At 60.7% G+C, this 26816-nt stretch carries 27 protein-coding genes; 8 read left to right on the top strand and 19 right to left on the bottom strand.

What is annotated here, in order from left to right; genetic code table 11:
* Positions 1 to 36 precede the first annotated feature (36 nt).
* From FHT87_RS24120 to FHT87_RS24085, 8 genes are all read right to left on the bottom strand, one after another.
* Positions 37 to 357 carry a hypothetical protein gene (locus tag FHT87_RS24120; protein WP_183805243.1) on the bottom strand — a complete coding sequence of 107 codons (321 nt, stop codon included), beginning with the start codon at positions 355 to 357 and terminating at the stop codon, positions 37 to 39.
* Between the two features lie 29 nt (positions 358 to 386).
* A complete protein-coding gene (omp10, locus tag FHT87_RS24115) occupies positions 387 to 755 on the bottom strand; it encodes an outer membrane lipoprotein Omp10 (RefSeq protein WP_183735258.1) in 369 nt (122 codons plus the stop codon).
* 173 nt (positions 756 to 928) lie between these two features.
* Complete coding sequence (locus FHT87_RS24110; protein WP_183735257.1) at positions 929 to 2374, bottom strand: homospermidine synthase; 1446 nt, start codon at positions 2372 to 2374, stop codon at positions 929 to 931.
* 132 nt (positions 2375 to 2506) lie between these two features.
* A complete protein-coding gene (locus FHT87_RS24105; RefSeq protein ID WP_183735256.1) occupies positions 2507 to 3364 on the bottom strand; it encodes a DUF3445 domain-containing protein in 858 nt (285 codons plus the stop codon).
* Positions 3365 to 3410: 46 nt separating this feature from the next.
* A complete protein-coding gene (locus tag FHT87_RS24100; protein ID WP_183735255.1) occupies positions 3411 to 3695 on the bottom strand; it encodes a YciI family protein in 285 nt (94 codons plus the stop codon).
* 2 nt (positions 3696 to 3697) lie between these two features.
* Complete coding sequence (locus tag FHT87_RS24095; RefSeq protein WP_183735254.1) at positions 3698 to 4327, bottom strand: aminotransferase class IV family protein; 630 nt, start codon at positions 4325 to 4327, stop codon at positions 3698 to 3700.
* Complete coding sequence (locus FHT87_RS24090) at positions 4324 to 5484, bottom strand: aminodeoxychorismate synthase component I (protein ID WP_183805241.1); 1161 nt, start codon at positions 5482 to 5484, stop codon at positions 4324 to 4326. The genes FHT87_RS24095 and FHT87_RS24090 overlap by 4 nt, the downstream gene beginning before the upstream one ends.
* Positions 5485 to 5517: 33 nt before the next feature.
* Positions 5518 to 7371, bottom strand: a complete 1854-nt coding sequence (locus FHT87_RS24085; protein ID WP_183735252.1) for a M3 family oligoendopeptidase — start codon at positions 7369 to 7371, stop codon at positions 5518 to 5520.
* 310 nt (positions 7372 to 7681) lie between these two features.
* On the opposite strand from FHT87_RS24085, the gene FHT87_RS24080 reads away from it, so the two are divergent.
* On the top strand, positions 7682 to 9226 hold the full coding sequence (locus FHT87_RS24080) for a sigma-54 dependent transcriptional regulator (RefSeq protein WP_183735251.1): 1545 nt from the start codon (positions 7682 to 7684) through the stop codon (positions 9224 to 9226).
* A gap of 179 nt (positions 9227 to 9405) precedes the next feature.
* On the top strand, positions 9406 to 11286 hold the full coding sequence (locus FHT87_RS24075) for a DUF882 domain-containing protein (RefSeq protein ID WP_183735250.1): 1881 nt from the start codon (positions 9406 to 9408) through the stop codon (positions 11284 to 11286).
* Between the two features lie 156 nt (positions 11287 to 11442).
* Here FHT87_RS24075 and FHT87_RS24070 read toward each other — a convergent pair whose 3' ends face one another.
* The 3 genes from FHT87_RS24070 to FHT87_RS24060 form a co-directional block, all read right to left on the bottom strand.
* On the bottom strand, positions 11443 to 11706 hold the full coding sequence (locus FHT87_RS24070) for a DUF2312 domain-containing protein (protein WP_007822869.1): 264 nt from the start codon (positions 11704 to 11706) through the stop codon (positions 11443 to 11445).
* An 89-nt stretch (positions 11707 to 11795) separates the two neighbouring features.
* On the bottom strand, positions 11796 to 12101 hold the full coding sequence (locus tag FHT87_RS24065; RefSeq protein WP_183735249.1) for a DUF1244 domain-containing protein: 306 nt from the start codon (positions 12099 to 12101) through the stop codon (positions 11796 to 11798).
* Between the two features lie 17 nt (positions 12102 to 12118).
* Positions 12119 to 12907, bottom strand: coding sequence for an N-formylglutamate amidohydrolase (locus FHT87_RS24060; protein WP_183735464.1), 789 nt, complete (start codon positions 12905 to 12907; stop codon positions 12119 to 12121).
* 203 nt (positions 12908 to 13110) lie between these two features.
* Here FHT87_RS24060 and FHT87_RS24055 point away from each other — a divergent pair, with 203 nt between their 5' ends.
* A complete protein-coding gene (locus FHT87_RS24055; RefSeq protein WP_183735248.1) occupies positions 13111 to 13596 on the top strand; it encodes a DUF1036 domain-containing protein in 486 nt (161 codons plus the stop codon).
* Positions 13596 to 15035 (top strand): pyruvate kinase, encoded by a 1440-nt coding sequence (pyk, locus tag FHT87_RS24050; RefSeq protein WP_183735247.1) that lies wholly within the window; start codon positions 13596 to 13598, stop codon positions 15033 to 15035. Before FHT87_RS24055 ends, pyk begins: the two co-directional genes overlap by 1 nt.
* 68 nt (positions 15036 to 15103) lie before the next feature.
* On the opposite strand, the gene FHT87_RS24045 is transcribed toward pyk, so the two are convergent.
* From FHT87_RS24045 to FHT87_RS24035, 3 genes are read right to left on the bottom strand one after another with little or no spacing between them, the layout of a single operon-like run.
* Entirely contained in the window at positions 15104 to 15664 is a 561-nt protein-coding gene (locus tag FHT87_RS24045; protein WP_183735246.1) for a DUF4865 family protein, read from the bottom strand.
* The gene (locus tag FHT87_RS24040) at positions 15661 to 16065 is read right to left on the bottom strand and encodes a cupin domain-containing protein (RefSeq protein WP_183735245.1); all 405 of its coding nucleotides are present in this window, start codon (positions 16063 to 16065) and stop codon (positions 15661 to 15663) included. The genes FHT87_RS24045 and FHT87_RS24040 overlap by 4 nt, the downstream gene beginning before the upstream one ends.
* On the bottom strand, positions 16062 to 16481 hold the full coding sequence (locus FHT87_RS24035; RefSeq protein ID WP_183735244.1) for a tautomerase family protein: 420 nt from the start codon (positions 16479 to 16481) through the stop codon (positions 16062 to 16064). Before FHT87_RS24035 ends, FHT87_RS24040 begins: the two co-directional genes overlap by 4 nt.
* Positions 16482 to 16588: 107 nt before the next feature.
* Here FHT87_RS24035 and FHT87_RS24030 point away from each other — a divergent pair, with 107 nt between their 5' ends.
* Positions 16589 to 17521, top strand: coding sequence for a LysR substrate-binding domain-containing protein (locus FHT87_RS24030; protein WP_183805239.1), 933 nt, complete (start codon positions 16589 to 16591; stop codon positions 17519 to 17521).
* A 226-nt stretch (positions 17522 to 17747) separates the two neighbouring features.
* Complete coding sequence (locus FHT87_RS24025; RefSeq protein WP_183735242.1) at positions 17748 to 18554, top strand: phytanoyl-CoA dioxygenase family protein; 807 nt, start codon at positions 17748 to 17750, stop codon at positions 18552 to 18554.
* 423 nt (positions 18555 to 18977) lie between these two features.
* Here FHT87_RS24025 and FHT87_RS24020 read toward each other — a convergent pair whose 3' ends face one another.
* Positions 18978 to 19922: a GlxA family transcriptional regulator gene (locus FHT87_RS24020; RefSeq protein WP_183805237.1), complete on the bottom strand. Its 945-nt coding sequence runs from the start codon at positions 19920 to 19922 to the stop codon at positions 18978 to 18980.
* A 126-nt stretch (positions 19923 to 20048) separates the two neighbouring features.
* Here FHT87_RS24020 and FHT87_RS24015 point away from each other — a divergent pair, with 126 nt between their 5' ends.
* Positions 20049 to 20846, top strand: coding sequence for an SDR family oxidoreductase (locus FHT87_RS24015; protein ID WP_183805235.1), 798 nt, complete (start codon positions 20049 to 20051; stop codon positions 20844 to 20846).
* A 55-nt stretch (positions 20847 to 20901) separates the two neighbouring features.
* Here FHT87_RS24015 and FHT87_RS24010 read toward each other — a convergent pair whose 3' ends face one another.
* From FHT87_RS24010 to FHT87_RS24000, 3 genes are all read right to left on the bottom strand, one after another.
* Positions 20902 to 21930, bottom strand: a complete 1029-nt coding sequence (locus FHT87_RS24010; protein WP_183805233.1) for a dienelactone hydrolase — start codon at positions 21928 to 21930, stop codon at positions 20902 to 20904.
* A gap of 133 nt (positions 21931 to 22063) precedes the next feature.
* Positions 22064 to 23038 (bottom strand): threonine/serine dehydratase, encoded by a 975-nt coding sequence (locus FHT87_RS24005; RefSeq protein ID WP_183805231.1) that lies wholly within the window; start codon positions 23036 to 23038, stop codon positions 22064 to 22066.
* 69 nt (positions 23039 to 23107) lie between these two features.
* The gene (locus tag FHT87_RS24000) at positions 23108 to 24169 is read right to left on the bottom strand and encodes a helix-turn-helix domain-containing protein (protein ID WP_183805229.1); all 1062 of its coding nucleotides are present in this window, start codon (positions 24167 to 24169) and stop codon (positions 23108 to 23110) included.
* Positions 24170 to 24303: 134 nt separating this feature from the next.
* Between FHT87_RS24000 and FHT87_RS23995 the strand changes: the two genes are divergently transcribed.
* A complete protein-coding gene (locus tag FHT87_RS23995) occupies positions 24304 to 25026 on the top strand; it encodes a hypothetical protein (protein ID WP_246699670.1) in 723 nt (240 codons plus the stop codon).
* 11 nt (positions 25027 to 25037) lie between these two features.
* On the opposite strand, the gene ggt is transcribed toward FHT87_RS23995, so the two are convergent.
* Positions 25038 to 26780 carry a gamma-glutamyltransferase gene (gene ggt, locus FHT87_RS23990; protein WP_183805227.1) on the bottom strand — a complete coding sequence of 581 codons (1743 nt, stop codon included), beginning with the start codon at positions 26778 to 26780 and terminating at the stop codon, positions 25038 to 25040.
* Positions 26781 to 26816: the final 36 nt, after the last annotated feature.

Below are 26816 nucleotides of genomic sequence, written 5' to 3'. Positions count from 1 at the left end.
GCTTTCCAAGGGGAGGTGGGCAAAAAAGCCGACTGGCTATCCCACGCATTCGTGGTCGGCGACGTTTCGGTAGAGTTCGTGCGCGGCCTCTGCGATGTTGGGAAGTGTGGCGAGCGCGATGATCAAGCAAAGAAGGGAGACGACGCGGTGAGAGCGCCGACCGGCCCGATAGGCAAGGAATGCGCCTGCGCCATAGATCAGGACTGCCGGCAAGGCGAAGATCAGCACCTGCAGCGGCCCGTCGCAATCGGGAGCGGCGATGCCCTGTGCACGATAGACGTTGACCGGTAAGACGACGGCAAGTGCCGCAAGCGGCGTTGCGAGCAACAGGGCAAGGTAACCGGCGAAAGCCCGCATAGTGCTTAGCCCACGCCCATCTGCTCTTTTCAGCTGCGGCGCGTCAGGACGAACTGCGCGCCGGCATCCGAGGTGCAGTTTAGCTGGCTTGTCGTGACGAGGGCGCAATTGACCTTCGACTGGGTGTTGCGAACCAGCGAAGTCATGTTGATTTCCACCAGCGATGGCGAGGTTTTGATATAGGTGCCGGAGGCCAGAAGCTGGTTGCTGTCAGTCGTGCGCGTGGTGAAGGTGCCGCCCTGGAAGGTGGAGACGATACCGTTCGGATCGGCCCAGGTTCCTTCGACACCGGCGGGAGCGGGTCCTGACGCGACGGGGAGGGGGCGCGGGCCGGAGGAGACACAGGCGGCAAGAGCTGCCGATGCAACCACAAGAACGAGACCAGTTCTGATTTTCATAGGGCTTCTCCCGGCGAATCTAGGCGGAAACTATCCGCAACAGTCCGCCAAAAACATGGCGCGGGCCTTCTGCGAAGGCAAGCCTTCGGCGGCAGACGACCGGCATTTAGACAGCAGGCGTTACAAAAATGCCCGCCTTGCAGCGGGCATCTTCGAAAGCATTACGACAGGACTCAGCGAACGAGGATGTTCTTGAACTGCCACGGATCCTTGGTGTCGATGTCTTCCGGGAACAGGCCCGGACGACCGTCGAGTGGGGTCCAGTCGGTGTAGTGGCCTTCGACCGGGCCGAGATAAGGCAGCTGCACTTCGAGGCAGCGCCTGTAATCCATCTCGTCGGCTTCGACGATGCCGGCCTTCGGGTTTTCGAGAGCCCAGACCATGCCGGCGAGAACGGCAGAAGTCACCTGCAGGCCGGTTGCATTCTGGTAGGGAGCGATGCGGCGGGTTTCTTCCAGCGACAGGCGCGAACCGTACCAGTAGGCGTTCTTGTCGTGGCCATAGAGCAGCACGCCGAGCTCGTCGACGCCGTCGACCAATTCGTTCTCATCGAGAACGTGATGGACTGGCTGTGCCGTACCGCCGTTGCCGAACATCTCATGCAGCGAGAGAACGGCGTCATTGGCCGGATGGTAGGCATAGTGGCAGGTCGGACGATAGGTGACGTCGCCGTCCTTGTCTCTTACCGAGAAGAAATCGGCGATCGAGATCGACTCGTTGTGAGTGACGAGGAAGCCGTATTGAGGGCCGGGCGTCGGGCACCAGGTGCGTACGCGGGTGTTGGCGCCGGGCTGCTCCAGGAAGATAGCGGCTTTGGAGCCCTTCTTGTGCTTCTTGGCGTTCTTCGGCATCCAGTTTTCATGGGTGCCCCAGCCGAGTTCTGCCGGCTGCAGGCCTTCGGAGATGAAGCCTTCGACCGACCAGGTGTTCCAGAATACGTTGAGCGGCTTCGGATGGATGGTGCGCTGCGTGTCGCGTTCGGCGATATGGATGCCCTTGACGCCGACCTTCTTCATGAGCTTTGCCCATTCTTCGCGGTCGTCCTGGCCCGGCTCGTCGAACTTCAAGCCGATATCCTTGGCGAGGTTGAGCAGCGCCTGCTTGACGAACCAGGAGACCATGCCCGGATTTGCGCCGCAGGTGGAAACGGCTGTGGTGCCGCCCGGGTTCTTGGCCTTTTCCTTGCGAACGGTTTCGCGCAGAGCGTAGTTGGTGCGCTCCTCGTTCTTCATGTCCTTGTCGAAGTAGAAGCCGAGCCAGGGCTCGACGACGGTATCGATATAAAGCACGTCAAGCTTGCGGCAGAGCTTGATAATGTCGAGCGACGAGGTATCGACGGAGAGGTTGACGCAGAAGCCCTGGCCTTCGCCTTCGGTCAGCAGCGGCTTCAGCAGTTCCTTGTAGTTGTCCTTCGTCACATATGCCTGAATGTGCTTGACGCCGTGCTTTTCCAGAATGTGGGCATCGTCCGTGCGCGGGTCGATGACGACCATCCGGCTCTTGTCGAATTTGAAATGGCGCTCGATCAGGGGCAGCGTGCCGCGGCCGATGGAGCCAAAGCCGATCATGACGATCGGACCGGTAATTTCGCCATATACCGGATAGTTCTGTTCCGTCATTCTTTTCTCCTGTTGGAAGGGAACGAAGGCCTTTAGCCTAAAGAATTCATATGAAAATGCCGCGAAGCTCGCGAAGTGACCGGCTCTAATCACAAAATGGCGTCACAATAAAGAGCGATCCCCCTGCAAAGGTCAAATATCGGCGCTGCAAAGCGCCCGCAATTTCCGCACGAGCTCGTCTCGTTGCAACGTCAGGCCCTTGTAGGCGGCCTGATGTTCGTCGAGCGCTTCCAGTTGATCGGCGAAACGTGCGGCGATCTCAGCCGCGCGCGGATGGCGGGCGACCACAGCGATCGGATCGATATAGATGCGGATGGTGAAGAGGATATCGCCGGAGACGGCAAGCTTGTGCAGGGTCTGGCGCTCGACGCGGACGAAACGCTCTTCGAGCGTGAAGGCTTCGGCGTAAGGCGGCCGGCGATGTTTCGAAACGGGGAGGAAGAGATCGGCCGTCGTGTTGATCGACCAGTTCAGCCGCTCGACTGGCTGGGCAACGCGCAGACTATCGAAGATGCGGGTGATGAGCGCAGCGTTGCGTGTGCCTTCGCCGAAACCGGGCACATCGGCATGGATCTCGTGCATCGGGCGGCCGAACTTCTCGCGCAGCGACCACGAAGAGGGAAAGGCGACGTGGGCGGCAACGAGATGCCAGCCATCGGCCTTGCGGCGCATGAGGACGAGATCGTCCTGAACGAGCGAACCGGCCTTGAACAGAGGCGGTAGAGCCGAAATATCCTGACGGTGCATTGCCGGATGCCGCCCGGCAAGGTGCGCGAGGAGAAGATCCAGCGCCTCCAGCTGAGCCGTTTCAGTCCCTTCCTCAGCGACGAAGATGTCATCGAAGCGCTCGTTTGCCAGCCGCGCCTTTTCCGCGAGGTAGCGGTTGAGATCGTCGTCGGGTTCGATCCAGCGGACAGGGTCGAGCGGCATCAAGCCGATCGTGAAGGGTCGGGCCGAGCCGTCATAGGGCATATAAGACGGACGTTTCATCGCCGCTCCCTTTTGAGACCGATAACCAGCCGGCGCGGTTTGCGGCTCAGCGTTTCAAAGCCTCCAGCCCTTCGGTCACCGTGGTCAGCGCGACTTCGGTGACGTCATATTCGGCAACGCCATGAATGATGAAGGGATCGGCCGCCACATAGGTTTCGATCAACGCGCGGTCGCCGACGGCGAGGATGACGCCGCCGGTGCGCGGCACCTTGCGGCCGGAGGCAAGGAACCAGCCCCTGGCATACCCCTCCTTCACCCATGCCATATGCGGCTCCATGTGCCTGTCGGCCTCTTCGTTCGGCTTCACATAGGTCAGGGAGAGGATAAACATGCTCAGTCCTTTTGCAGCGTGGCGCGGATCAGGCCGCGCAGCGAATTTCCAACGTAAAGCGCATCGTTGTCGAGATCATCAAGCGTGATGCGGCCAACGTGGGCCTTGCGCTGGCAGATGAGCTCGGTGCGCAGCACGCCGGCGAGTAGGCCGCAGGAGATCGGCGGTGTCGTGAAAATGCCGGTACCGTCATCAAGGAAAATGGATGTGATGGTTCCCTCGCAGACTTCCTGCCGCTCGTTGAGCAGGATGACTTCATCCGCCTGTTGCAGTGTGAACTCGGCGCGTGCGGCCTCGTAGATGTCACGGCGCGTGGTCTTGATGCGCAGCAGCCTGTCGGCGGAATTGACACGGGTGTTCGAGATACGAAGGGTCCAGACGGCGTCGGGCGGAAGCGGGACGAAGGGCGCCGTGGTAACGTCGATATGGCCCTGATGGTCAAACGTCAGCCTGACACGGCGCGGTTCGCGTTCCCCCTTCAGCGCTTCTTCCAACTTGGCAGCCGCATCCAGCGGCTCGGGAAAACCGATGCGGCGGGCGGAGCGGGAGAGGCGGGCGAGATGCAGGCGCAGGCGAATGAACCCTTCGTCCGGTTGCCAGCGCAGCGTTTCGATCAGCGAAAAATCCGTCATCGGGCAATCCCTTGGTCGCCGACGGCGAAGCGGGCCTTGAGCAGGCATTCCTCATATTCGGCTTCGGCGGTTGAATCGAAGACGATGCCGCCTCCGACGTTGAAGACGGCCTTGCCGTTATCGAACAGCGTCATAGTGCGGATGCCGACGGAGAAGCGCATGGCGCCACCGGGCGAGATCATGCCTATCGCGCCGCAATAGGCATCACGCGGCGTGTCTTCGAGGTCGTGGAGAATTTCCATAGCGCGTATCTTCGGCGCACCTGTGATCGAGCCGCAGGGGAAGAGCGCCGCGAATATGTCGCTGACGGAGAGATCGGGCAGGAGCTTCGCCTGCACGTGGCTCACCATCTGGTGGACTGTGGGATAGGTCTCGATGTCAAAGAGTTTGGGAACGTCGAGCGTACCGACTTCGGTGATGCGTGAGATATCGTTGCGCAAGAGGTCGACGATCATGCGGTTTTCCGCCTGCGTCTTGATGTCGGTCCTCATGGCTTCGACGATTTCGGCATCTTCGGCAGGTGTCGCACCGCGCTTTGCCGTGCCCTTCATGGGATGCGTCTCGATCCAGCCATTCTCGTCGGTACGGAAAAACAGTTCCGGAGAGCGGGAAAGAATGATGGGGCCGCCGAGATTGGCAAACGCACCGTATTTCACAGGCTGGCGGTCGATCAGCGACCAGAAGGCTGCGAGCGGATCGCCGCTCCAGCGGGCTTCGATCGGCATCGTCAGGTTGGCCTGATAGATATCGCCGAGGCGCAGATGCTGATGCAGGCGTTCGAAACGCTCTTTATATATAGGGAAATTCCAGCCCGCCTTCGGGGCCGTCAGGAACTCCTCGTTTTCGAGGCGTTGCCGCGGTTTTGCGAGAGGATGATCATCCGGCTGCGGCGCATCGAAAACGCCGAACAGCAACAGTGGCGTCTCCCGGTTCTCTTGCGCAAAGCCGGCCAGTTTTCCTTCGAAAAGATGGCCGGCCTCATAGGATATATAACCGGCAAGCCATTTGCCGGCCTTTCGCGCCTCTTCCATCCGCTTGAGCGCCGGCAGGAACTCTGCGCGCGTGCGGGCGATGATGATATCTTCGGGGCCGGCGAAGAGCATGACTTCGCCGGTCGTATCGTCCCGGAACAAAATGAAGGGTTCGGACGCTGCCATTGCCTTTCCAGCAAAGGTGCGGGCTTCGGCAGCTTATGCCTTATCCAGCGCCTCGAGCTCCTCAATCAATCCTTCGATCATCGACAGGCCCTTGCTCCAGAAGGAGGGATCGGTCGCGTCGAGGCCGAAGGGCTTCAGCAGTTCGGAATGATGCTTGGTGCCGCCGGCTTTCAGCAGTTCGAAATACTTCTCCTGAAAGCCTGTCTCGGCCTTCTGGTAGACGGCGTAGAGCGAGTTCACCAGGCAGTCGCCGAAAGCATAGGCATAGACATAGAAGGGCGAATGGATGAAGTGGGGGATATAGGCCCAATAGGTCTCGTAGCCCTCGGAAATCTTGATGGCCGGCCCGAGGCTTTCCGACTGGACGGAGAGCCAGAGTTCGCCGATATCGTCTGATGTCAGTTCGCCGGCCTTGCGGGCGGTGTGGACCTTGCGCTCGAATTCGTAGAAGGCGATCTGGCGCACGACCGTGTTGATCATGTCCTCGACCTTCTGGGCCAGCATCGCCTTGCGTTCACGGTTGTCAGTCGTCCGGTCCAGCAGTGCGCGGAAGGTCAGCATTTCGCCGAAGACGGAAGCGGTTTCGGCAAGGGTCAGCGGCGTCTGGCACATGAGGGCGCCTTGCGCGCCGGCAAGGACCTGATGCACGCCGTGGCCGAGTTCATGGGCAAGCGTCATGACATCGCGCGGCTTGCCCATATAGTTGACGAGCACATAGGGATGGGCGGACGGAACGGTTGGATGGGCGAAGGCGCCCGGCGCCTTGCCGGGGCGAACGGGCGCATCGATCCACTGTTCATCAAAGAAGCGCCTGGCGATATCAGCCATTTCCGGCGCGAAATTAGCGTAGGCGGAAAGCACGGTGTCCTTGGCTTCGGACCAGGAGATAAGGGCGTTCGAGGTTTCCGGAAGTGGCGCGTTGCGATCCCAGAAATTCATCTGCTCCATGCCGAGCCACTTCGCCTTCATCTTGTAATAGCGATGCGAGAGGCGCGGATAGGCTTCCTTCACAGCCACGGCGAGGGCATCGACGACCTCGCGCTCGACGCGGTTTGCCAGATGGCGGCTATCGGCGATGTCTTCGAAGCCGCGCCAGCGATCGGCGATTTCCTTGTCCTTGGCGAGCGTATTGGTGATGAGCGTGAAGGTGCGGATATTGGTCTTGAAAGTTTCGGCGAGCGCCATCGCCGCCTTGCGGCGCACGTCCGGATCCTTTTCCTGAAGCATGTTCAGCGCCACTTCGAGCGGCAGCTTTTCGCCGTCGACCTCGAAGCGCAGTTCCGCCATCGTTTCATCGAACAGGCGGTTGAAGGCGGCAGCACTCGTCATCGACTTTTCGAGGAAGAGCTGCTCCAGCTTGTCTTCGAGCTGATACGGCTTGTCCTTGCGCAGATCGACCAGCCAGGGGCGGTAATGGCCGGCAAGCGGATCGTTCGCCATGCAGGCATCGATAACAGCATCGTCGATGCGGTTCAGCTCCAGCGCGAAGAAAAGCAGGCGGCCGGAATATTCTGTCAGTTTGGCTTGAACATCGCCATAGAGCTTACCGTTTGCCGGGTTGGAGGTATCAGAGAAATAGGTGAGGCCGGCGAAGGAGCCGAGGCGGCCCATAATGTCGTCGAGCGCCTCATATTCCTTCAGCGCCTGGCCGATGCCTTCCTCGCCCTTCTTTTCGGCTGCGTCGGCAAGCTTGCCCTTCCATTTGTCCTCGAAATCCGAAGCAGCCTTGCCGGCCTTTTCCATGTCGGAGACGAAGGCGGTGGAGGTAGCCGAAGGGTAGAGATCCTGCAGCTTCCAGGTCGGAAGCTCGCCCAGAGCCGGGGCTGCCGCTGCGGTGGGAGCCGTTGCCGAAAGATAAAGATCGGCGTGCGCAAGCGTGTGTCTCATGGGGCGGTTCCTCTTCCTCTTTTATAACAGGTTTGACTGTCTACAGCATCGGCCCGAAAATCGGAATCGATTTTCGGAAAGCTTGATGCGCAGTTTCAAAAGACAGAGCGTCCTTTGCGCGTCCGAATGGACGCGCGGCGCTCTGGGCGCCGGACGGCACGGTGTTAAGGGGTTTTCGGCGCGCAAAAGGCCCTGTTACGGCACGAAAACGGCCTGTCATAACAATTAAAATGCAATTGTTTCTCAAAACTGGATGTTCAAGCCTTTCTGCCAGAGTGCGCCTCAAGGTTTCGCATGAAGTGAGGCGACAATGACCGGTTACAATGAGCTCAAAGGGGCAGGGCAGATCCTTGTGGTCGAGGACGATCCCGTGCAGCGCCGTCTGCTCAAGAACGCTATCGAGCGCAGCGGCCATGTGGTGCATCAGGCCGAAAACGGCCGCATCGGGCTGGAGATGGTGAAGCGCGATCCCGGGCTTTTCAATGTCATCGTGCTCGATCTGATGATGCCGGAAATGACCGGCCTCGAATTTCTCGAAGCGATGCATGATTTCGGCACGCCGATTCCGGTCATTGTCCAGACAGGACAGGGCGGCATCGAGACAGTCGTGCAGGCCATGCGCGCCGGCGCTTTCGATTTCGTTGTCAAGCCGGTCTCTCCGGAACGGATCAACACGTCCATTTCCAATGCGATGAAGCTCGACCAGCGCGAGGTAAAGGCCCGTGCCGGCCGCCGATCGCGGGCGGGCTCGGTCGGCTTCGACGATATCGTTTCGGCAAGCCCGGCGATGATCCGCGTCATCGATCTGGCGCAGCGCGCCTCGCAGTCCAACATCCCGGTCGTGCTCGAAGGTGAATCGGGTGTCGGCAAGGAGCTGGTGGCGCGTGCGATCCAATCGGCCGGTGACCGGGCCAACAAACCTTTCGTGACGGTCAATTGCGGCGCCATTCCGCATAACCTCGTCGAAAGCATTCTCTTCGGCCATGAAAAGGGCGCCTTTACCGGTGCGACCGAAAAGCATATCGGCAAATTCATGGAAGCCGATGGTGGCACCATCTTCCTCGACGAGATCGGCGACCTGCCGCTCGAAGTGCAGGTGAAGTTGCTGCGGGCTGTCCAGCAGGGCGAGATCGAGACCGTCGGCGCGCGCACTGCGCACAAGGTCAATGTCCGCCTCATTTCGGCGACGAACAAGGATCTGATCGAAGAGGTCAAGAACGGCCGCTTCCGCGAGGACCTCTACTATCGCCTGAACGTCTTCCCGATCACCATTCCAGCACTGCGCAAACGCAAGGAAGATATTCCTCATCTGGTGCGCGTTTTTACCGACCGCTTCTCCAGCGAGCAGAAGAACGGCCGCCGCATGACGGCCAATGCCGGCGCGCTGGCGCTGCTGACCGCTTATGATTGGCCGGGTAACATCCGCCAGCTCGAAAACGCGATCTTCCGTGCCGTCGTGCTTGCCGAAGGTCCGGAACTGACCGAATCGGACTTCCCGCAGATCGCCGCCCAGCTTCCGAATTACGAGGTCGTGGATCACCTGGCGCTCGTCGCCGATAATTCACATCTCGATCCGGATGCCGAATTCCCCGAGGACTATCAGGCGGTATCCGTCGCCGAGACGATACGCCGCGGTCCGGAGGTGCCCGACAACGCGATCCCGAGCGTCAATCAGTCCGGTGACGTCCGCCGCCTTGCCGATGTCGAGGAAGAATTGATTCGTTTCGCGTTAAAGTTTTATCGCGGGCAAATGAGTCAAGTGGCGCGAAAGCTAGGTATTGGGCGATCCACACTTTATCGGAAACTCAAGGATTATGGTATCGACCCCGATAATCCTCAGAAAGATGCGGCATAGAGGCGTTTTTGTTAAGAATAAGGCAACCATGTTTGGTTACTCGCCATAAACCACTTGTTAGCGGCTCGTTCACTATGTAAAGAAAAGGTTGATCATGTGTGGCATTTTTGCCATCGTGTGACCGCAATTGACAGCCATTTGAGACAGCACGGGACATTGACTGTCTGACGGGGATCGAGTTGCCGAATTTGAATGGGAACACCAAGCTTTCGCGCTTGAGCTGGCGCTTGCTGTGCGCCAAGATTGGCGGAAAGGCAGTTAGGACGGCAGCGGCCGCCCTTCTTGCGCTCGCGGTTTCCTCACCTGTATTCGTAAGCACACAGTCTCAGGCTGCAGGCGATACCCGCAGCCTGAAGCTCTATTTCATCCATACCGGCGAAAAGGCAGTCATCACCTACAAGCGCAACGGCAAGTTCGACCCGAAGGGTCTCGAGCAGCTCAACCGCTTCCTTCGCGACTGGCGCAAGAATCAGCCGACGAAGATGGACCCGCGGCTCTTCGACCTCATCTGGGAAGTTTACCGCCAGTCCGGCTCCAGGGATTACATCAACGTCGTCTGCGGTTTCCGCTCACCAGCCACCAACGAGATGCTGCGCGGTCGTTCGCGCAAGTCCGGTGTCGCCGAAAAGAGCCAGCATATGCTCGGCAAGGCGATGGATTTCTTCATTCCCGACGTGAAGCTCGCCACGCTGCGCGGTATCGGCATGAAGATGCAGGTCGGCGGCGTCGGTTTCTATCCGAAGTCCGGTTCGCCCTTCGTGCATATGGATGTCGGCGGCGTTCGCGCCTGGCCGCGCATGAGCCGCGACGAGCTGGTCAGGCTCTTCCCTGACGGCAATACCATTCATATTCCCGCCGATGGTAAGCCGCTGCCGGGTTACCAGCAGGCGATGGCCGATTACAAGCGCCGCATGGCGAACGGCAGCCAGATCATGATGGCAAGCGCCGGCGCTTCCGTTTCCAATGACGAACCTCGCAAGCAGAAGACACTGTTTGCCTACCTCTTTGGTGGCGGCGCCGACGAGGAAGAGGATAATTCGGAGGATAGCACACCGGTGGCTGTCGCCAAGGCAACGCCGCCGAAGGCTGAGGCTGTCCCGGCAGCTGATGAACCCCAGCCGCAGACCGAAGTCGCAAGCGTCAATGCACCGGTGCCGCAGGTTCGCCCGGCCTTCAGCAACCAGCTTGCCGGCAACGAGGTTGCCAATGCCCTGGTGCCGCCGTCTGCGGGTAACGCCGCCCAGCAGGCCCTTGCCGCCATGCCGGCAGGCCAGCCGCAGGAGCCGGAGCATTTCGCCGATCTGAGCGGCTACAGCATTCCGGTTCCGTCGCTGCTCGGTCAGCGTCGTGCACCGGGTGATGCCGAACTTGCTTCTGTCGACCCGAGCCTGATGTCGACGGGCGTTCCGACCCCGGCCGAACGTCCGGCCGTTGCCGAAAATCTGCTTGCTGCGCAGAATGCCGATCCTGAAGCGGGTGAAGACGAGGCAGATCAGGATACGCTTTCGCCAGCCATGGTGGCAGCACTTGCTAAGCAGCAGGATGAGAGCGGAGACACGCAGGTTGCTTTGAACGCGCCTCCTGAGCCGCAGACGGTGGAGCAGGCGATCAACGCTGCCGCGCCGAAGAACCCGCCGGCACTCGACAAGCCGCCGCTGCAGCTTGCAGCGCTTGCACCGATGGCGAAGTCTGCAAGCTTTGCTGCACCGGTCGTGGCGCCGAAGCCTGCTGTCATCGACAGTCCGGTTGCGCAGGGCCTGCCCACCAAGGGTGGCCGTCCGACGAAGCAGGAAGCGGTGGCTGCCGATGAAAGCCGTCAGACGATGCGCACAGAGCCGAAGCTGACGCAGAAGATGATTTCGCAGTGGGCTCTCACCAACGCCCGCCTGGAAATGGCTTCTAAGAAGGTGCAGGCTCCACGTTTCGTCAGTCAGACGCTGCGTGCCCAGCCGACCGCGGTGTATGCCGAAGGCTTCGTGAAGACTGCTTCGGTCGATCCCGCCCGCTTCAGCGGCACGGCCGTCAATTTCATGGAAGTGCGCAAGTTCAACACGCGCTGATCTGATATATCCGAACAAGCAAAAGCCGTCGAACAATGTCCGGCGGCTTTTGCTTTTGTGGCTGCCGGCAAGGCGAAAATCGGCGCCGATATTTTGATGAGACCAAAAGAAAAGCCACCAAAGCGGCGGCTCTCTGGAAAAGCAGATGACTGATCCTCAGCCTTCCGGCGGGGATTCGATCATGCCGAGGGCGTGCAGGTAGGTGTCGAGGATCGCATCTTCTTCCATGCGTTCCTGCTCGTCCTTCTTGCGAAGGGCAACGACCTTCTTGAGGATCTTGGTGTCGAAGCCCATGCCCTTGGCTTCGCCATAGACGTCCTTGATGTCGTCCGCGATTGTCTTCTTTTCTTCTTCCAGGCGTTCAATACGCTCGACAAAAGCGCGGAGCTGATCGCGGGCGACGCCATGTGCATCAGACATCGTGTTCTCCTGATTTCGGGATATGCATTCGGTTGCCAGTGACTGCCGCGAAGTGCAGCCAGCGTCAAGGCGATTTGAGACCGCGTGGCCTATTTATGCGGGTTGTTCACCTCAAAAGCTGCCTTTTGCACAGGCGATGCTTCCGTCTGATGAAGGTTCTTCCAGTCCTCGTAGGGCATCCCGTAGACGATCTCGCGCGATTCGTCCTTCGTGACGGCGATGCCTTCGGCTTCCGCAGCCTCGCGGTACCAGTTGGATAGGCAGTTGCGGCAGAAGCCGGCAAGATTCATCAGATCGATGTTCTGCACGTCGGTTCGTTCGCGAAGATGCGTGATCAGCCGGCGGAAGGCGGCAGCCTCGAATTCCGTCTTCTGTTCCTTGCTGAGCGTGGTCATGGGCCAGGTCCTTTTACTCAATAGAGGCCGGTGCGTGAAGTGTGCACGCTGTATGCATGAAGGGCTGGATCGGCGTTCATCTCCGCAAAGATTGGAGCCAGACGCACCGCCCATTCCTCGATACCGGCCTCATCGCTGATGAGGTCTTGGCGTACTTCCAGAAGCGCGTGCGGGATGCCCGTGATCATGCAATGGCGGTACATGGTGTCACCCTTCAGCGCACCGTCATAGGGTTCGTTGTCACCGACGAGGAGATCGGGATCGGCACGCAGTTTTTCAAGCAATGGACCGACGGCGCGGTCGTCGCTATCCCAAAGCACTGCGGCATGCCAGGGACGGGGAATGCCCTTCCAGGCGGGCGTGAAGGAGTGGAGGGAGAGCACCAGCGGCGCTTTGCCGGTCGCATTCGCCACCCTGTCGATCGTCTCCGACACGGCATTGTGATAGGGTCTGTGAAAGGCCTCGATCCGGTAGTTCCATTCCTCCTCAGTAATCGGATGGTTTCCGGGGATAATGGCGCCATCAGATATCTTCATGATCAGGGTCGGATCGTCCTCACCTCTGTTGGGGTCGATCAGCAGGCGCGAAAAACCGCCGAGCACACCGGGTACGCCCAGTTGCGCACAAAGCCGGCGGGTCAGGCCCTCGATGCCGATGTCGTAAGCAATATGCCTGAGAAAGGCGCTTTCCGGCAGGCCGAGCCGGCCATATCGTTCGGGCAGGCGGTTCATGGCATGATCGCCGAGGATCACCATGCCTTTGTCATGTTGGCCGGGTAGGATTTCGAAGGATTGGAAGTGGTCCATCAGGAAATTGCCGATTGTCATTTCGCGTCTTTGGCCAGTGATTGCATGCGCGTTCGGCCGGTTCAAGCGCGATGGGCAGGGCCAGCGCGACGAGATGCGCTCAGCGGACGGTTATGAAAGGAAATATAATCGATTAGCATCGCGTTGACTTTCGCTTGACGGCGGCGCAAGAAGACACGGACAACGAATAACCGTGGAGCTATTTGGGAGCCGTGTTGATCCAAGCCGCGCCAAGTTTCCTCACGCGGTCCGGGCCGCTGGTCCGTCTCGCATTGTTCGCTCTTGCAGCCGTTTCGCCGTTCTTCATCGCCGATGCCGCGCGCGCGGATTTCCGTGTATGCAATGGTACGCAAAATCTGGTTGGCGTTGCGATCGGATATCGCGCGAAGGAGGGCTGGGTCACCGAGGGTTGGTGGCAGGTGCCGGCAACGACCTGCGCCACGCTGATCGAGGGGGAATTACAGTCGCGTTATTATTACCTCTACGCAGAAGATGCCGCCCGGGGAGGCCGATGGACGGGTGACGTGCAGATGTGCGTGGCGGAAAATGAATTCAAGATCGCGGGCGTGCAGGACTGCTATGCCCGGGGTTATCAAAAGATGGGATTCAAGGAATACGATACGGGCCGCCAGGGTAGCTGGATGGTTCAACTCTCCGACACCCCAGGGACGCAAGAAAGCCAGAATTGATGAAGCGTAACCGCAAAGTTAAAATCCTCGCCACCCTCGGCCCGGCCTCCTCCGAGGAATCGATGATCGAGAAGCTGCACCAGGCGGGTGCGGATATTTTCCGCATCAACATGAGCCATGCGAGCCATGATGTGATGCGTATGCTCGTGCAGCGCATTCGCGCTGTCGAAGCCCGGTCTGGCCGGCCGATCGGCATTCTGGCGGACCTTCAGGGTCCGAAGCTGCGCGTCGGCAAATTCGCCAATGTGAAGGTGGAGCTGAAGCCCGGCCAGACCTTCACGCTCGACAGCAACGATACCCCCGGCGACAATACGCGCGTTTTCCTGCCGCATCCTGAAATTCTCGAGGCCGTTCGGCCGGGTCACCGCCTGCTGATCGATGACGGCAAGCTGGCGCTGCGCGCTGAAAAGTGCGATGGCAAGACCATTGTCACGACCGTTATCGCCGGTACCAGCATTTCCGACCGCAAAGGTGTCAGCCTGCCCGACACGTTGCTCGGCGTCGGTGCGCTGACCGATAAGGATCGTGCCGACCTCGACGCGGTTCTTGCGACCGACGACGTCGACTGGGTGGCGCTCTCTTTCGTCCAGCGCCCCGATGACCTCGCCGAAGTGCGCAAGATCGCCCGTGGCCGCGTCGGCCTGATGTCGAAGATCGAGAAGCCGCAGGCTCTGGAACGCATCGAAGAAATCATCGAGCTTTCCGACGCGCTGATGGTGGCCCGCGGTGACCTCGGTGTCGAAATGCCGCTCGAAGCTGTTCCTGGCATTCAAAAGCAGCTTATCCGCTCCTGCCGCCGTTCGGGCAAGCCTGTCATCGTCGCCACGCAGATGCTGGAATCGATGATTTCTTCGCCGGTTCCGACCCGCGCCGAAGTGTCTGACGTTTCCATCGCCGTCTTCGAAGGCGCGGATGCGATCATGCTGTCGGCTGAATCCGCATCCGGCGCCTATCCGGTCGAAGCCGTCTCGATGATGGCCTCGATTGCGAGCACGGTGGAGAAGGATCCGCACTATCCCGGCATCATCTACGCGCAGCGCGCCCAGCCGGAAGCAACCGGTGCGGATGCTATCTCGCTTGCCGCCCGTCAGATCGCCGAGACGCTGAAGCTGTCGGCCATCGTTTGCTACACCTCTTCGGGCACGACCGGCCTGCGCGCTTCGCGCGAGCGTCCTCAGGTGCCGATCATCGCTCTGTCGCCGATCATTAAGACGGCGCGCCGCCTGTCCGTCGTCTGGGGCATGCATTGCGTCGTCACGCATGACGCAACCGACCTCGACGACATGGTCAACCGCGCCTGCCGCATCGTTGCTGCGGAAGGCTTCGGCAAGCCGGGCGATCGCATCATCATCTCCGCCGGCGTGCCGCTCGGCACACCGGGCGCGACCAATATGCTGCGCATCGCCTATATCGGCTCCGACGGCCAGAGCGGCATCTGATCGTTTTCAAGCTAGAAAATGCGAAGCGCTCCTCGAAAGAGGGGCGCTTTTTGTTTTTCGATTTCGCTTTATGCGCTTCGGCCGCGGGAGAGGTGGCCGACGCGATAGATCTGATTAGTGCCTGAGGCGGGAGGCGCCTTTGCATAGAGACCGAAACGCACCATCGTCCAGTCATGTGGATCGAAGGCGGCGATGCGGGCGAGCACATGTTTGCCGCCGGCTTCCTGCTTTGCCAGGTCAACCTCCTGCTGTCGCAGGTCGGGCAGTTGGGCATGCGGCTCGATGGCGCGATATTCGCTGTCGGCGAAGCGGGCATTGCCGAGGTCGGACGAGACCTGCGCACTCCAGACGATCCAGTGGCGAATGCTCGGCCGGCCGAAGGCGCCAGTCAGCGCAGCAAAGCCGGGGCCGCAGATGAAGTCGCAGGCGCCTTCCGGCTGATCCCAGAGATAGAAGGGCGCATAGAGGTTTTCACCGCTGCCGAACTCACCATGGCGAGCGCTTAGAAACGCCTTGAAACCAAGCTGCGGGAAGCCGTCCATCGCCGGCCCCTTGTCGCGGATGCGGCGGTCGATGATCTCCATGTCGTAGTCGGCGGCCAGGGTGACGGAATATTGCATTGCCATCATCGCTGAGGTTCCTCCACGTTCCGCCAATCGACAAAGCGTCCCTTCTCGAAGCCCTGGATGCTCAAGTAGCTGAAGGGACTCTCGGCTGTTGCCCCGTGCCAGTGAAGCTCGTCCGGAGCGAACCATATTGCATCACCGGTTCTGACTTCCTCGACTGGTTCACCCTCCCGCTGCACGAGACCGACGCCGGAGAGGACATAAAGAAACTGGCCGCGCGGATGCGTATGCCAGTGGGTGACGGTGCCAGGATCCAGGGTTGCGCGCATGGCGGTGTTTTCGCCATCGATCCGACTGTCGAGCAGCATTTCGACCCAGAAGGGCGCATTCGAAATACCTTCCGGAGCGCGGGTGGCATTGCCGGGGCGGCAGATGGTCATCGTCTTCGGGTTGGCCTCGCTCATGATGGAACTCCCATGGCGCGGGCTTCCCAGCCGGGCTCGGCCATCTGCGCTAGGCCGTCGCCAAAGGACCATTCGTCCGGTTCGCTGGTCGAGATGACGATCATCACATCTTCCGGGCGCAGGCCAGACGATTGCTGCAGCAGTTCGACGGTTCGGCGGAAGAAAGCCTTGCGCATTTCGGTCGTCCGCGGCTTGCCAGCCGTGATCGCGATCAGCACGAAATCATCCGAGCGCGGGCCGGCGAGGTAATTCCGGTCGAAGATCAATTCGCCCGGCTCGTGCTGGTGGATGATCTGGAAGCGGTCGGCAGGTGGCACGTTGAAGGTCTCCACCATGGCTTTGTGGATGTTGTCCGAAAGGGCGCGCAGATAATCCGGCGACTTGCCCTTCAGAAGGGAGATGCGAGCAAACGGCATTGGATGCCTCCTTGTTGTGTGTCTTGACAGGAGAAGCATGCCACGCCACGATAATACAGAAAATCAGAATTTTATGGACTTATTGTCCTTTAAAATGGGATTGTTGGATGAGGCGGGTTACGTTCGATCTGGATGTGCTGAGAACGTTTGCGACCGGCATGGATGTCGGCAATTTCGCCAAGGCGGCGGATCGGCTGGGACGGTCGACATCCGCCGTCAGTGCACAGCTCAAAAGGCTGGAGGAGCAGGCCGGTACGCCGATCTTCCGCAAATCGGGACGTAGATTGGCGCTGACGGAAGCCGGTGAGACAATGCTTGCCTATGCCCGGCGGTTGCTCGATCTGAATGACGAAGCGGTCGCGGCGGTGCAGAGCGTCGAGCTGGAGGGCTGGGTGCGGCTCGGCCTGCAGGAGGATTTCGGCGAGAACCTGCTGCCCGAGGTGCTTGGGCGTTTTGCGCGGGCGCATCCGAAGGTGCGTATCGAGGCGCGGGTGGTGCGCAATGCCGAGCTTCTGGAACGCGTGACGACGGGCAAGCTCGATCTGGCGCTCGCCTGGAGCGTCAGCACCTTGACCGCGCATTGCGAGCATATCGCCGATGTGCCGATGCGGTGGATCGGTCCGGCGAGCGGGATGCCGGCATGGGCGGCTGGAAGCGGCGAGCCGATGCCGCTGGCTTCGCTCGAGGCGCCCTGCCTGCTCAGGAACGCCGCGACGAAAGTGCTGGATGAGGCCGGTATCTCCTGGCGGCTGTCCTTCGTCAGTCCAAGCCTCGGCGGCCTCTGGGCGGCAACCGCTGCAGGGCTGGGTATTACGGTGCGTACGCCTATCGGGCTGCCTGCCAAGGTGCGGATGCTGGCGCCAGGGGAAGCCGGCCTGCCGGAACTGCCTGACCTGGGGCTGGTCTTGCATCGAGCGGACGCGGAGCCGGATGCTGCAACGAGGCGGCTGGCGGAACTGGTGCTGCAGTCGGTGCATGAGGCGGTGCGGTATGTTTCCATTCCATCCGATCAGGGGAAGGCGCTGCGAAGGTTCGGGTGAGGTGTTGACCCTCCGGGCGGAAACCAATAGCTTCTCCCCACTATGAAAATGATCGCTCTCAACATCGCCACGGTCTTCTTCTTGAGCCTCTAAGGCTCTGCCTTCGGGCAAAGGAAGATGCGGCCGCTTAACCAGCCGGTTGGCTGGTGCGTTACCGTGGACTGTAACCACCCTGCGTCAGGCGAATGGATGATGCCGGCAGGGTTTGGCGATAGAGAGATATTTCATGACATCTACCGTTTACCCGCCGGCGCTCAGCGCCGCGCAGATCGAGCAATTCATCGAAGACGGCTTCGTACGCGTCGATGATGCTTTTCCCCGCAACGTGGCCGAGGAGGCCCGCGCCATCATGTGGCGGGATATCCCTTTTGATCCCGACGATCCGAAAAGCTGGGTGCAGCCGGTCGTCCGGCTTGCCGGCTACGGCGGCGGACCGTTCGAGACGGCAGTCAACACGCCCCTGCTGCATTCGGCTTTCGATCAGCTCGTGGGCAAGGGACGCTGGGAGCCGCGCAGCGGTCTTGGCAGCTTCCCGGTCCGCTTTCCGCATCCTGACGATCCCGGCGATGCCGGCTGGCATGTGGATCTGAGCTTTCCGGGAGCGGATGGAAACCCGGGCGAGCAGCGGGATTTTTCCGCCTGGCGGGTGAATATCAACTCACGCGGACGGGCGCTCCTGATGCTCTTCCTGTTCTCGGATGTCGGCGAAGAAGACGCGCCGACGCGTATCCGGGTCGGGTCGCACAAGGACATCGCAAGGCTTCTGGAGCCGGCCGGTGAGGCTGGCATGGCGCATCTTTGGCTGGAGCATGTCGGCGAGGACAGGCCGCTTGCTCTGGCGACGGGGCAGGCGGGTACGGTCTATCTGTGCCATCCGTTCCTCATCCATGCAGCACAGATGCATCGGGGCAAGGAACCGCGCTTCATGGCGCAGCCGGGCCTCGCGCCTTCCGAGCCGCTAAAGCTTGCGCGTGAGGATGGTGCCTACTCGCCTGTCGAAATCGCCATCCGCAGGGCGCTTCAGCAAGGTTGAGGCGTATCGCAAAACAGCTGCACGCTTTTGCGCGGCATGATTGATGTGGAGGGGGTTGTTTCGTATCGAACCCCCTCCACTTCAGGTAACCTCCTCCACAAGATGCCCGGATTGAAGAAGAGAGCGCCCTTTGTGTCTCCGAAATGGACGCTCAATGCTCTCGGTGGAGGGGGTTCACGTTCAAATGGAGGGTGTGGACGGGGTTACCCCTCCAGCTCAAGTAATTGATATATATTGATTTGAATCGAGTGGAGGGTGTGGATGGGGTTATTTGATCAAACCTGCCGGAAGCCACTTATGTCGGTACTCAACGTGGCTGTATAGCGGCGCTTACGGCTACTCTTGGAAAAATGCACCGAACCCCATCCACCCCCTCCACCTCCGCCGCGACCAGAGAGGGTGCATTCGGCTTTGCCTGTCACATCACGCCTGCAGTTCCTGCTGGGCCGCCCGACGAATTGCCTGCGGCGGCTGGCCGAAGGCGCGCAGGAAGGCGCGGCGCATACGCTCGCGATCGGCAAAGCCGGTTTCGCGGGCGACGATATCGATTGGATGACGGCCCTGTTCCATCATCAGGCGAGCCGCTTCCAGGCGCAGGTTCTCGACGGCCTTTGCCGGCGACTGACCCGTTTCGGCGCGGAAGGTACGACTGAATTGACGGGGGCTCAGATGTGCAGCCTCGGCCAGTTCTTCGACCGAGAGCGTGGATTTCAGATTGCTGCGGGCATGTGCAAGCGCCTTCTGGATGCGGTCGGATTTCGGCTCCAGTTCCAGAAGGGCGGAAAACTGCGACTGGCCGCCGGCGCGACGATGATAGACGACCAGCTTGCGGGCAACAGCGCGGGCGATCTCCAGGCCATGGTCTTTCTCGACCATGGCCAAAGCCAGATCGACACCAGCCGTCATGCCCGCTGAGGTCCAGACGGAACCGTCGATGATGTAGATGCGATCCTCTTCCATCCTGATCTGCGGATAGCGGCTTTGCAGTTCGCGAGCGAGATACCAGTGGGTGGTGGCGCGGCGGCCATCAAGAACGCCGGCATCGGCGAGAAGGAAGGCACCGGTGCAGATCGAGGCCAGGCGGCGTGTCACGGGAAGGGCCGCGCGAATGAAATCCGCCTCGGCCTCGCTGGGCAGCCTGACGTCAGGTGCGCCGGCAACGATCAGCGTGTCGAAAGCGGGATCGCCGAAGGCTTCGGTCTCGATGATCATGCCGAGCGAATTGGCGATCGGGCCGCCGGTCTCGGAGAGATAATGAATATCGTAAGCCTTCTCGCCAAGTTCCAGATTGGCGAATTCAAAGGCAGAGACGGCAGCGAGGCTCATGATCTGGAAGCCGGGAAAGAGCAGGAAACCGATTTGCTGCATGGGTCATGTCTCGAAAAGTGGATGTCCTAAAAGGTGGTATATATGACATTTGGGACATCGGCAATCGGGCGTAAAACTCTCCTCAAGCGCAAGGCAATCGGGCCGGCGCACGAAATGGAGAAGATCATGGCACAGGAGCATAAGGGTACGGCGCTGGTCACAGGTGCATCCTCGGGCATCGGCGCAATCTATGCGCAACGGCTGGCAAAGCAGGGCTACAACCTCATCCTCGTCGCCCGCAATGACGAGCGGCTGAAGGCGCTGGCAAGGCGGCTGGCCGATGAAACGGGCCGCACCGTCGAGACGTTGTCTGCCGATCTCGGCAAGAAAGACGATCTCGTCAAAGTCGAGAAGGTACTGAAGGAAGACCGGAGCATCACCATGCTGGTCAACAATGCCGGCTTCGGAGGCACTGCGCCGCTGCTCGCCTCCGACGTCGACAAGATGCAGGAGATGGTGGATATCAACGTGACGGCGGTGATGCGATTGACCTACGCCGCCGTGCCCGGTCTCGTCGCCCGCGGTGGCGGCACCATCATCAATATCGCCTCGATCGTGGCGATCGCGCCTGAGATTCTCAACGGCGTCTATGGCGGAACGAAAGCCTTCGTGCTCGCCTTCAGCCAGTCACTGAAGCATGAGCTTGCCGACAAGAATATCCGCGTCCAGGTCGTGTTGCCAGGCGCCACCGCCACAGAGTTCTGGGGCATTGCCGGCACGCCGGTCGAGCATCTGCCGGGCGAGATCGTCATGTCAGCTGAAAACATGGTCGACGCGTCACTGGCAGGTCTTGCCGAGGGTGAATTTGCGACGATCCCGGCGCTCGAAGATGCCGGCCTGCTCGCCGCTTATGAACAGGCACGCCAGGCGCTGATGCCGAACCTGTCTCGCTCGGCGCCGGCTCCGCGCTACAAGGTCGGATAACGGCGATCGACAGAGAATGGCATCGTCCGCGGCAGGTCGCTGCGGACGATATTTTCTATCGAGGGAGGTTCGTACTGAAGGCCGCTGCCACCATCTCCGCGAGGCGATCATGGATAGCCGTCCGGCTTGTTCCCCTCGGATCGTCGCAGAGAGGCTCTTCACCTTCCTTGCGAAGGATGGCGGCGCCTGACGGTTTGCATTCGCTGAAGGCGCTGTATTGCGAAGCGCCCGTCAGGAGATCGTGACGTGCGTTTTGTATTGCGTCCTTCAGGCCTGACGCGCGCAGCCCCGGCCAGATGGTTTCCGGGGTGCCGAGATTGATCAGCCGGACGGGGATCGATATGCGCGCGAGGCTTTCAGGCGCGAAGCTGGCGCCGAATTCAGGATCGATGACGACGACCGCCTTCACCCGCGGTTCGAGATGGGAGCGGGCGAGCTTCTGCCTGTCGATGGAATGGAGATCGATACCGGCGCTGGCGAACTCGGCGCAGTCGATGCCTGTGCCGCCGGGATCGCAGGAGCGCGCGAAGCTCTCCGGATCGAGGTGGCCGCCAGCAATCGAAAGTGCGGATGTCCCGCCGACTAGGAAGCCCAGCACGCCGATACGGTTGTGGTCTATCGTTGCAGGCAGCGTGCCGCCCTTCTCGATTGCGTTCAGGGCTGCGGAGAGATCAGCGGGCCGCAGCCATATCTCGTGAAGGCTCTCTTCGCTCGTCATCATCTGCGGATCCGGCTGTCGCATCATCGCCACCACGAAGCCCTTCGACGCGAGGCGCGATGCCATCCAGGCGCCGATGAACGGACCGGATTTCAGACCGCCATGAGAAAGCAGGATCAAGGGATGGCTGCCGGCAGCGGCAGGTGCGCCCTGTTGTGCGGCCTCGCCTTTGAAAAGCGGACTGTCACCGACCAGGACGGGCGTTCCGCCTGCCGTCGCCGGATACCAGAGCGTGATGTCCATGATGCCGCCGCGTTCCGGCACAGGAACCGAGAAGAAGGACAGACCGACAGTGTTGGCCGTATGTACCGGAGTGTTGGCGGCAAGAAGGCAGGCCGACAGCAGCTGGATGAGAAGATGTATCATGAAAACCTCGGAACGAAGACCGCCACATGGCGGCGAGACGAGGTTTCGCTGTTTTTCAGGTGAGGAAGACCCCGATCATGATCGGGGTCGTCGCCGATCGCGATCAGGGTCTTCGTCGTTAAGTTGCCGGCTTTTAGCCGAAGCGCTCCAGCGCTGTGGTAAACACGCCGGCGTCGATGTTGCCGCCTGAGGTGACGACGACTGCCGTATCGCTGTCCAACTGGTCGCCGTGGAAGAGTGCAGCGGCAAGGGCAACGGCCCCGCCTGGCTCGACGACGATCTTGAGGCGGATGAAGGCAAGTGCGACAGCGCGCAGTGCTTCATCGTCGGTGACGACAACGCCCTGTCCGGCCAGGCGTTTCAGGATCGGGAAGGTGATGTTGCCCGGTTGCGGCGTGACGATCGCATCGCAGATCGAGCCCGTGAGCGAAGCATTGCGCTCGATCTTACCCGAGGCAAGCGAGCGCGTCGTGTCGTCGAAGTTTTCCGGCTCGCAGGGACGGACGCGAAAACCCGGTGCGCTTGCTTCCAATGCCAGGGCGATGCCGGAACTCAGGCCGCCGCCGCCGCAGGGAACGAGGACTTCGGCATTCCTGACGCCTTCCTCTTCCGTCTGTTCGGCGATTTCCAGCCCGGTGGTGCCCTGGCCGGCAATGACCAGCGGCTCATCGAAGGGCTTGATGAGCGTCAACCCGCGTTCGGCCGAGAGCTTCGCGCCGATCTCGTCGCGGTCGTCATTGGCGCGGTCGTAGAGCACGACTTCGGCGCCGAAGGCCCGCGTGTTGGCGATCTTCAGCTTCGGCGCGTCGCTCGGCATGATGATGACAGAGGGGATGCCGTGCATGCGGGCGGCAAGGGCGACACCTTGTGCATGGTTACCAGAGGAGAAGGCGATGACGCCTTTCTTGCGCAGGTCCGGATCGATGCCCGAGACGGCGGACCAGCCACCGCGGAACTTGAAGGAGCCGGTATGCTGCAGGCATTCGGCCTTCACGAACAGCCGCCGGCCGGCGATTTCATCGAGAAAGGGGGAGGAGAGAAGCGGCGTGCGCCGCGCATGACCGCGCAGGCGAGCCCGGGCGGCAACGATCATTTCAATGGAAGCCATGGGAATCTCTTTTTGCTGAATGCCGCTCATGCATAGAGCGCGCATCTTTGCTTGTGAACGGCGACTTTGTCACGGTGACATGAATATGACATTGGACGCTGTGCCACCCGATTCCTGGGGGATGCGCCGTCGTCTGAACTGTGTCGGGCTTTCGCCATTCATACGCGCGAACTCGCGGTTGAAGTTGGACTTGCTGATGAAGCCGGAGTCGAACATCACCTGCGTTATCGAGTGATCGGTGCCGATCAGCTGCTCGCAGGCGGCGCGGATGCGGAGGTCGTTCACATATTGTGAGACGCTCATGCCGTGGATGCGGTTGACGGCCGTGGAGACGCGCCGGGCGGGCAGGTTCATCCTGCGGGCAATGCGGCTGAGATTGAGTTCGGGATCGCGGTAGAGTTGACGAGCGCGCATCAGCGCATCGAGGGCTGCGGCGACCGCTGCGTCTTCCTCCGTTGCCGGTGGCGGCGGGGGCGGTTCCGCGGATGTCGCTTCGACTGTACTGCCGCTGCTCGCCACCGAGGCGGCGGTGCCGAGAATCAGTAGCGCGATGACATTCCCGAGCGCTACGATGGCGCCTGCATGGATGCCACCGGTCTTGGTGAAATCGAAGCTGATAATGACGTCGGTGATGGCAGAAGCGATGAGGGCGAAGCCGGTGATCTGCAGCGAACGATAGGAAAGCACTGCACCGTCAAGGCGGGAGGCGACGAGCGCATCCGGGCCATGCCGGGCAAGCCAGAGCAGTGCTGCACCGTAGCCGAGGAAGATCAGGATAATGGCGAGGCTGATCGGCTCAGGATAAAGGGCGATGAGAACCATGATCGCGGCCGTCGGCAGAAGGTGCGGCCAGAAACGGGAGAGGGTGGGCAGCTCTTCCATGGCCAGCCCCTTGAAGCAGACCCAGGCGAGAGCCGCGATCGTTGTCGCGATCAACGACTGAAGAGGCATGATCTCGATGATGTCATAGCCCCAGCGGATGCCGATCACCACGGATTGGAGGACATAGAACCCGATCAGCAGCAGGAAAGGTCGCTTTTCGGCGAGCGATCCATCTCCCTGCCGCAGCATGCGGATGAGCAGGATGGCAAGCAGAAGAGCCACGACGAAGGGCAGGGGAACAAAGATCATCGGTGATATCCGAACAGCAACAATGATCTCAGAATGAACCCGATTGCGTTCGCGGTCGACCCGGATCGTGATCGAGGTCTCGAAATGGGCCTGAAAATCCATCCTGCCGGTGTCCTCGATAGGAGGTCGCAATCATGAACGGATTTCCGATGGCCATTCTTCTCGTCATGCCGGTGCTTCTGGTAGCCTCCGCTTCCGCATTGCCGGATAAGGTGTCGACCACTGCAATTTCCGACCTTTCCGGCGTACGGGCCGTCGCCATCAGCGGCGATGCCAGCTCGATCAACATCACCACGCGAAGCGACCAGCCTTATGGGGCATCACTCAGTGGGCGACGCAAGGGCTGGTTCTCATCCTGGTATTCGAGCTGGTACTTCGCCGATTGCCGTGACAACAGCAACATGCGTGTCGACGGCACGGTCCTGCATATCGATATTGCCGCATCGTCCTGGCTGGACCCGTCCGACTGCGTGATCGAGGTCAATGCCAATGTGCCCGCCGGCGCGGCCCTCAGGATCGATCAGAGCGCCTTCACGGCAAGGCTCGATGGCCATTTCTCCGATCTCGCCATTGCCGGAAAAGCGGCTGACGTGACCTTTGACGGCCATGCCAGTGGCATCGATATCCGTGCCGATGCCGTGCGGGCTTCCCTTGATTTCGACAGGGTCGAAGCGGACGAAAGAGTATCGATCCGTGCTCGCGCACTCGATGCTTATCTCGGGTTCGGAGACAGTGTGCCGATAGACTACAGGGTGACGGCAAAAGCTTCCTGGGTCGATGCCCGGCAGCCGAGCGTGCCGGGCGCCATGCCGCGCGTCGAGATCGACGGCGATTTCGTTCGCGTCAGGATCCGCTGAAGCCCGGCCTGTCAATAACCGTTGGCCGAGCCTTCGGTCGCGCGGCTGTCCATTGCGCCGTTGTAGCGGGCGCCACCACCCTTCTCGATGGCTGCAAGGCTTTTGCCTCCGACGAGGATGCCAGCCGCCTGTCCCCAGACCGGAGCACCATTGCCACCCGCGAGTTTGTAACCCATCTCGGCAAGCGCCTTTTCAGTATCCGGAGAGAGCGCAAAGGGCTCCAGGTAGACGGTGTCCGGCTGCCATTGGTGATGGATGCGCGGGGCGTTGACCGCCTGGCTGATGTCCATGCCGAAATCGACGACGTTGAGAATCGTTTCCAGTGTGATCGTGATGATGCGCGAGCCGCCGGGGCTGCCGATCACCATGAAGGGCTTGCCGTCCTTGGTGACGATCGTTGGACTCATAGAAGACAGCGGCGTCTTCTTCGGTGCGATGGCATTGGCCTCGCCCTGCACAAGGCCATAGAGATTCGGCACGCCGGGCTTGGAGGTGAAATCGTCCATCTCGTTGTTAAGCAGCACGCCGGTGCCGGGTGCGACCACACCGGCGCCGAAGGAGCCGTTCAGCGTATAGGTTACGGCAACGGCATTGCCTTCGTCATCGATAACGGAATAATGCGTCGTCTCCGTGCTTTCCTTGCCGCCGAGCGGCTTCAGATTGGCCGACGTACCGGCCCTGTAGGGATCGATCTTGGCGCGGATCTCCTTGGCATAGTTCTTGTCCAGCAGCTTGGAGACGGGGTTGTCGATAAAATCGGGATCGCCGAGCGCAGCGTTGCGGTCCACATAGGCATAACGCATGGCCTCGACCATTATATGCACGGCTTCGGTCGATCCATAGCCGAGATAGGAAAGCGGATAGCCTTCGAGGACGTTCAGGATCTCGCAGATGATGACGCCGCCGGAGGAGGGCGGTGGTGAGGAAATGATGTCATAGCCGCGGTAATTGCATTCGATCGGTTTCAGTTCCCGCACCCTGTATTGCTCGAAATCCTCCTTGGCGAGAATGCCGCCCTTGGCCTGGCTCGCCTTGACGATCGCATCGGCCGGTGCGCCCTTATAGAAGGCGTCGGGGCCTTTTTCCGAGATCGATTGTAGGACAGCGGCCAGATCCGGCTGCACCAGTTTTTCACCGGGCGAATAGGGGCTGCCGCCGGCCTTGAGGAAGATTTTTGCGGCCTCTTCATCCTTGGCAAGCCGCTTGGCGCTGCCGGCAAAGCTTGCCGTATCACCTTGCTCCAGCGTGAAGCCTTCCGCTGCATATTTCAGGGCTGGCGCGATCAGTTCCTCGCGCTTCTTCGTGCCGTATTTCTCGCGGGCTGTCTCGAATCCCATGACCGAACCCGGTGTGCCGACGGCGAGATAGCCGTCGAGGCTGGCGCGGGGAACGATATCGCCCTTGGCGTCGAGATACATGGTCTCGGTTGCCGCGAGCGGCGCGCGTTCGCGGAAATCGAGAAAGGTCGTCCGTCCGTCTTTCAGGCGGATCGTCATGAAACCGCCGCCGCCGAGGTTGCCGGCTGTCGGATAAACGACAGCCAGCGCATAACCGACTGCGACCGCGGCATCGACAGCATTGCCACCGCTCTTCAGCACGTCGACACCGACATCGGTTGCCAGATGCTGGGCAGTGACGACCATGCCATGTTCGGCTTCGACAGGCGCAGGCGAGGCAGCAAAGGCTGGCAATGGCGCGAGGCAAAGCGAGATGGCGGCGAGAATGGCGACGGATTGTCTGTGAAGGCGGTCCATGAATTTCCCCTCGAAGGACGGCGATGGGAAAGATAT

Source organism: Rhizobium sp. BK316, from assembly GCF_014193695.1.
GTDB lineage: Bacteria > Pseudomonadota > Alphaproteobacteria > Rhizobiales > Rhizobiaceae > Rhizobium.
Note: the sequence above shows the minus strand (reverse complement) of the source record. Positions and strands in the feature narration are given on the sequence as shown.

Bases quoted from the DNA above. Each gene is read 5' to 3' on its own strand.
- FHT87_RS24120 (WP_183805243.1), bottom strand. From the start codon at position 357: ATGCGGGCTTTCGCCGGTTACCTTGCCCTGTTGCTCGCAACGCCGCTT.
- omp10 (WP_183735258.1), bottom strand. From the start codon at position 755: ATGAAAATCAGAACTGGTCTCGTTCTTGTGGTTGCATCGGCAGCTCTT.
- FHT87_RS24110 (WP_183735257.1), bottom strand. From the start codon at position 2,374: ATGACGGAACAGAACTATCCGGTATATGGCGAAATTACCGGTCCGATC.
- FHT87_RS24105 (WP_183735256.1), bottom strand. From the start codon at position 3,364: ATGAAACGTCCGTCTTATATGCCCTATGACGGCTCGGCCCGACCCTTC.
- FHT87_RS24100 (WP_183735255.1), bottom strand. From the start codon at position 3,695: ATGTTTATCCTCTCCCTGACCTATGTGAAGCCGAACGAAGAGGCCGAC.
- FHT87_RS24095 (WP_183735254.1), bottom strand. From the start codon at position 4,327: ATGACGGATTTTTCGCTGATCGAAACGCTGCGCTGGCAACCGGACGAA.
- FHT87_RS24090 (WP_183805241.1), bottom strand. From the start codon at position 5,484: ATGGCAGCGTCCGAACCCTTCATTTTGTTCCGGGACGATACGACCGGC.
- FHT87_RS24085 (WP_183735252.1), bottom strand. From the start codon at position 7,371: ATGAGACACACGCTTGCGCACGCCGATCTTTATCTTTCGGCAACGGCT.
- FHT87_RS24080 (WP_183735251.1), top strand. From the start codon at position 7,682: ATGACCGGTTACAATGAGCTCAAAGGGGCAGGGCAGATCCTTGTGGTC.
- FHT87_RS24070 (WP_007822869.1), bottom strand. From the start codon at position 11,706: ATGTCTGATGCACATGGCGTCGCCCGCGATCAGCTCCGCGCTTTTGTC.
- FHT87_RS24065 (WP_183735249.1), bottom strand. From the start codon at position 12,101: ATGACCACGCTCAGCAAGGAACAGAAGACGGAATTCGAGGCTGCCGCC.
- FHT87_RS24060 (WP_183735464.1), bottom strand. From the start codon at position 12,907: ATGGACCACTTCCAATCCTTCGAAATCCTACCCGGCCAACATGACAAA.
- pyk (WP_183735247.1), top strand. From the start codon at position 13,596: ATGAAGCGTAACCGCAAAGTTAAAATCCTCGCCACCCTCGGCCCGGCC.
- FHT87_RS24045 (WP_183735246.1), bottom strand. From the start codon at position 15,664: ATGATGGCAATGCAATATTCCGTCACCCTGGCCGCCGACTACGACATG.
- FHT87_RS24040 (WP_183735245.1), bottom strand. From the start codon at position 16,065: ATGAGCGAGGCCAACCCGAAGACGATGACCATCTGCCGCCCCGGCAAT.
- FHT87_RS24035 (WP_183735244.1), bottom strand. From the start codon at position 16,481: ATGCCGTTTGCTCGCATCTCCCTTCTGAAGGGCAAGTCGCCGGATTAT.
- FHT87_RS24030 (WP_183805239.1), top strand. From the start codon at position 16,589: ATGAGGCGGGTTACGTTCGATCTGGATGTGCTGAGAACGTTTGCGACC.
- FHT87_RS24025 (WP_183735242.1), top strand. From the start codon at position 17,748: ATGACATCTACCGTTTACCCGCCGGCGCTCAGCGCCGCGCAGATCGAG.
- FHT87_RS24020 (WP_183805237.1), bottom strand. From the start codon at position 19,922: ATGCAGCAAATCGGTTTCCTGCTCTTTCCCGGCTTCCAGATCATGAGC.
- FHT87_RS24015 (WP_183805235.1), top strand. From the start codon at position 20,049: ATGGCACAGGAGCATAAGGGTACGGCGCTGGTCACAGGTGCATCCTCG.
- FHT87_RS24010 (WP_183805233.1), bottom strand. From the start codon at position 21,930: ATGATACATCTTCTCATCCAGCTGCTGTCGGCCTGCCTTCTTGCCGCC.
- FHT87_RS24005 (WP_183805231.1), bottom strand. From the start codon at position 23,038: ATGGCTTCCATTGAAATGATCGTTGCCGCCCGGGCTCGCCTGCGCGGT.
- FHT87_RS24000 (WP_183805229.1), bottom strand. From the start codon at position 24,169: ATGATCTTTGTTCCCCTGCCCTTCGTCGTGGCTCTTCTGCTTGCCATC.
- FHT87_RS23995 (WP_246699670.1), top strand. From the start codon at position 24,304: ATGAACGGATTTCCGATGGCCATTCTTCTCGTCATGCCGGTGCTTCTG.
- ggt (WP_183805227.1), bottom strand. From the start codon at position 26,780: ATGGACCGCCTTCACAGACAATCCGTCGCCATTCTCGCCGCCATCTCG.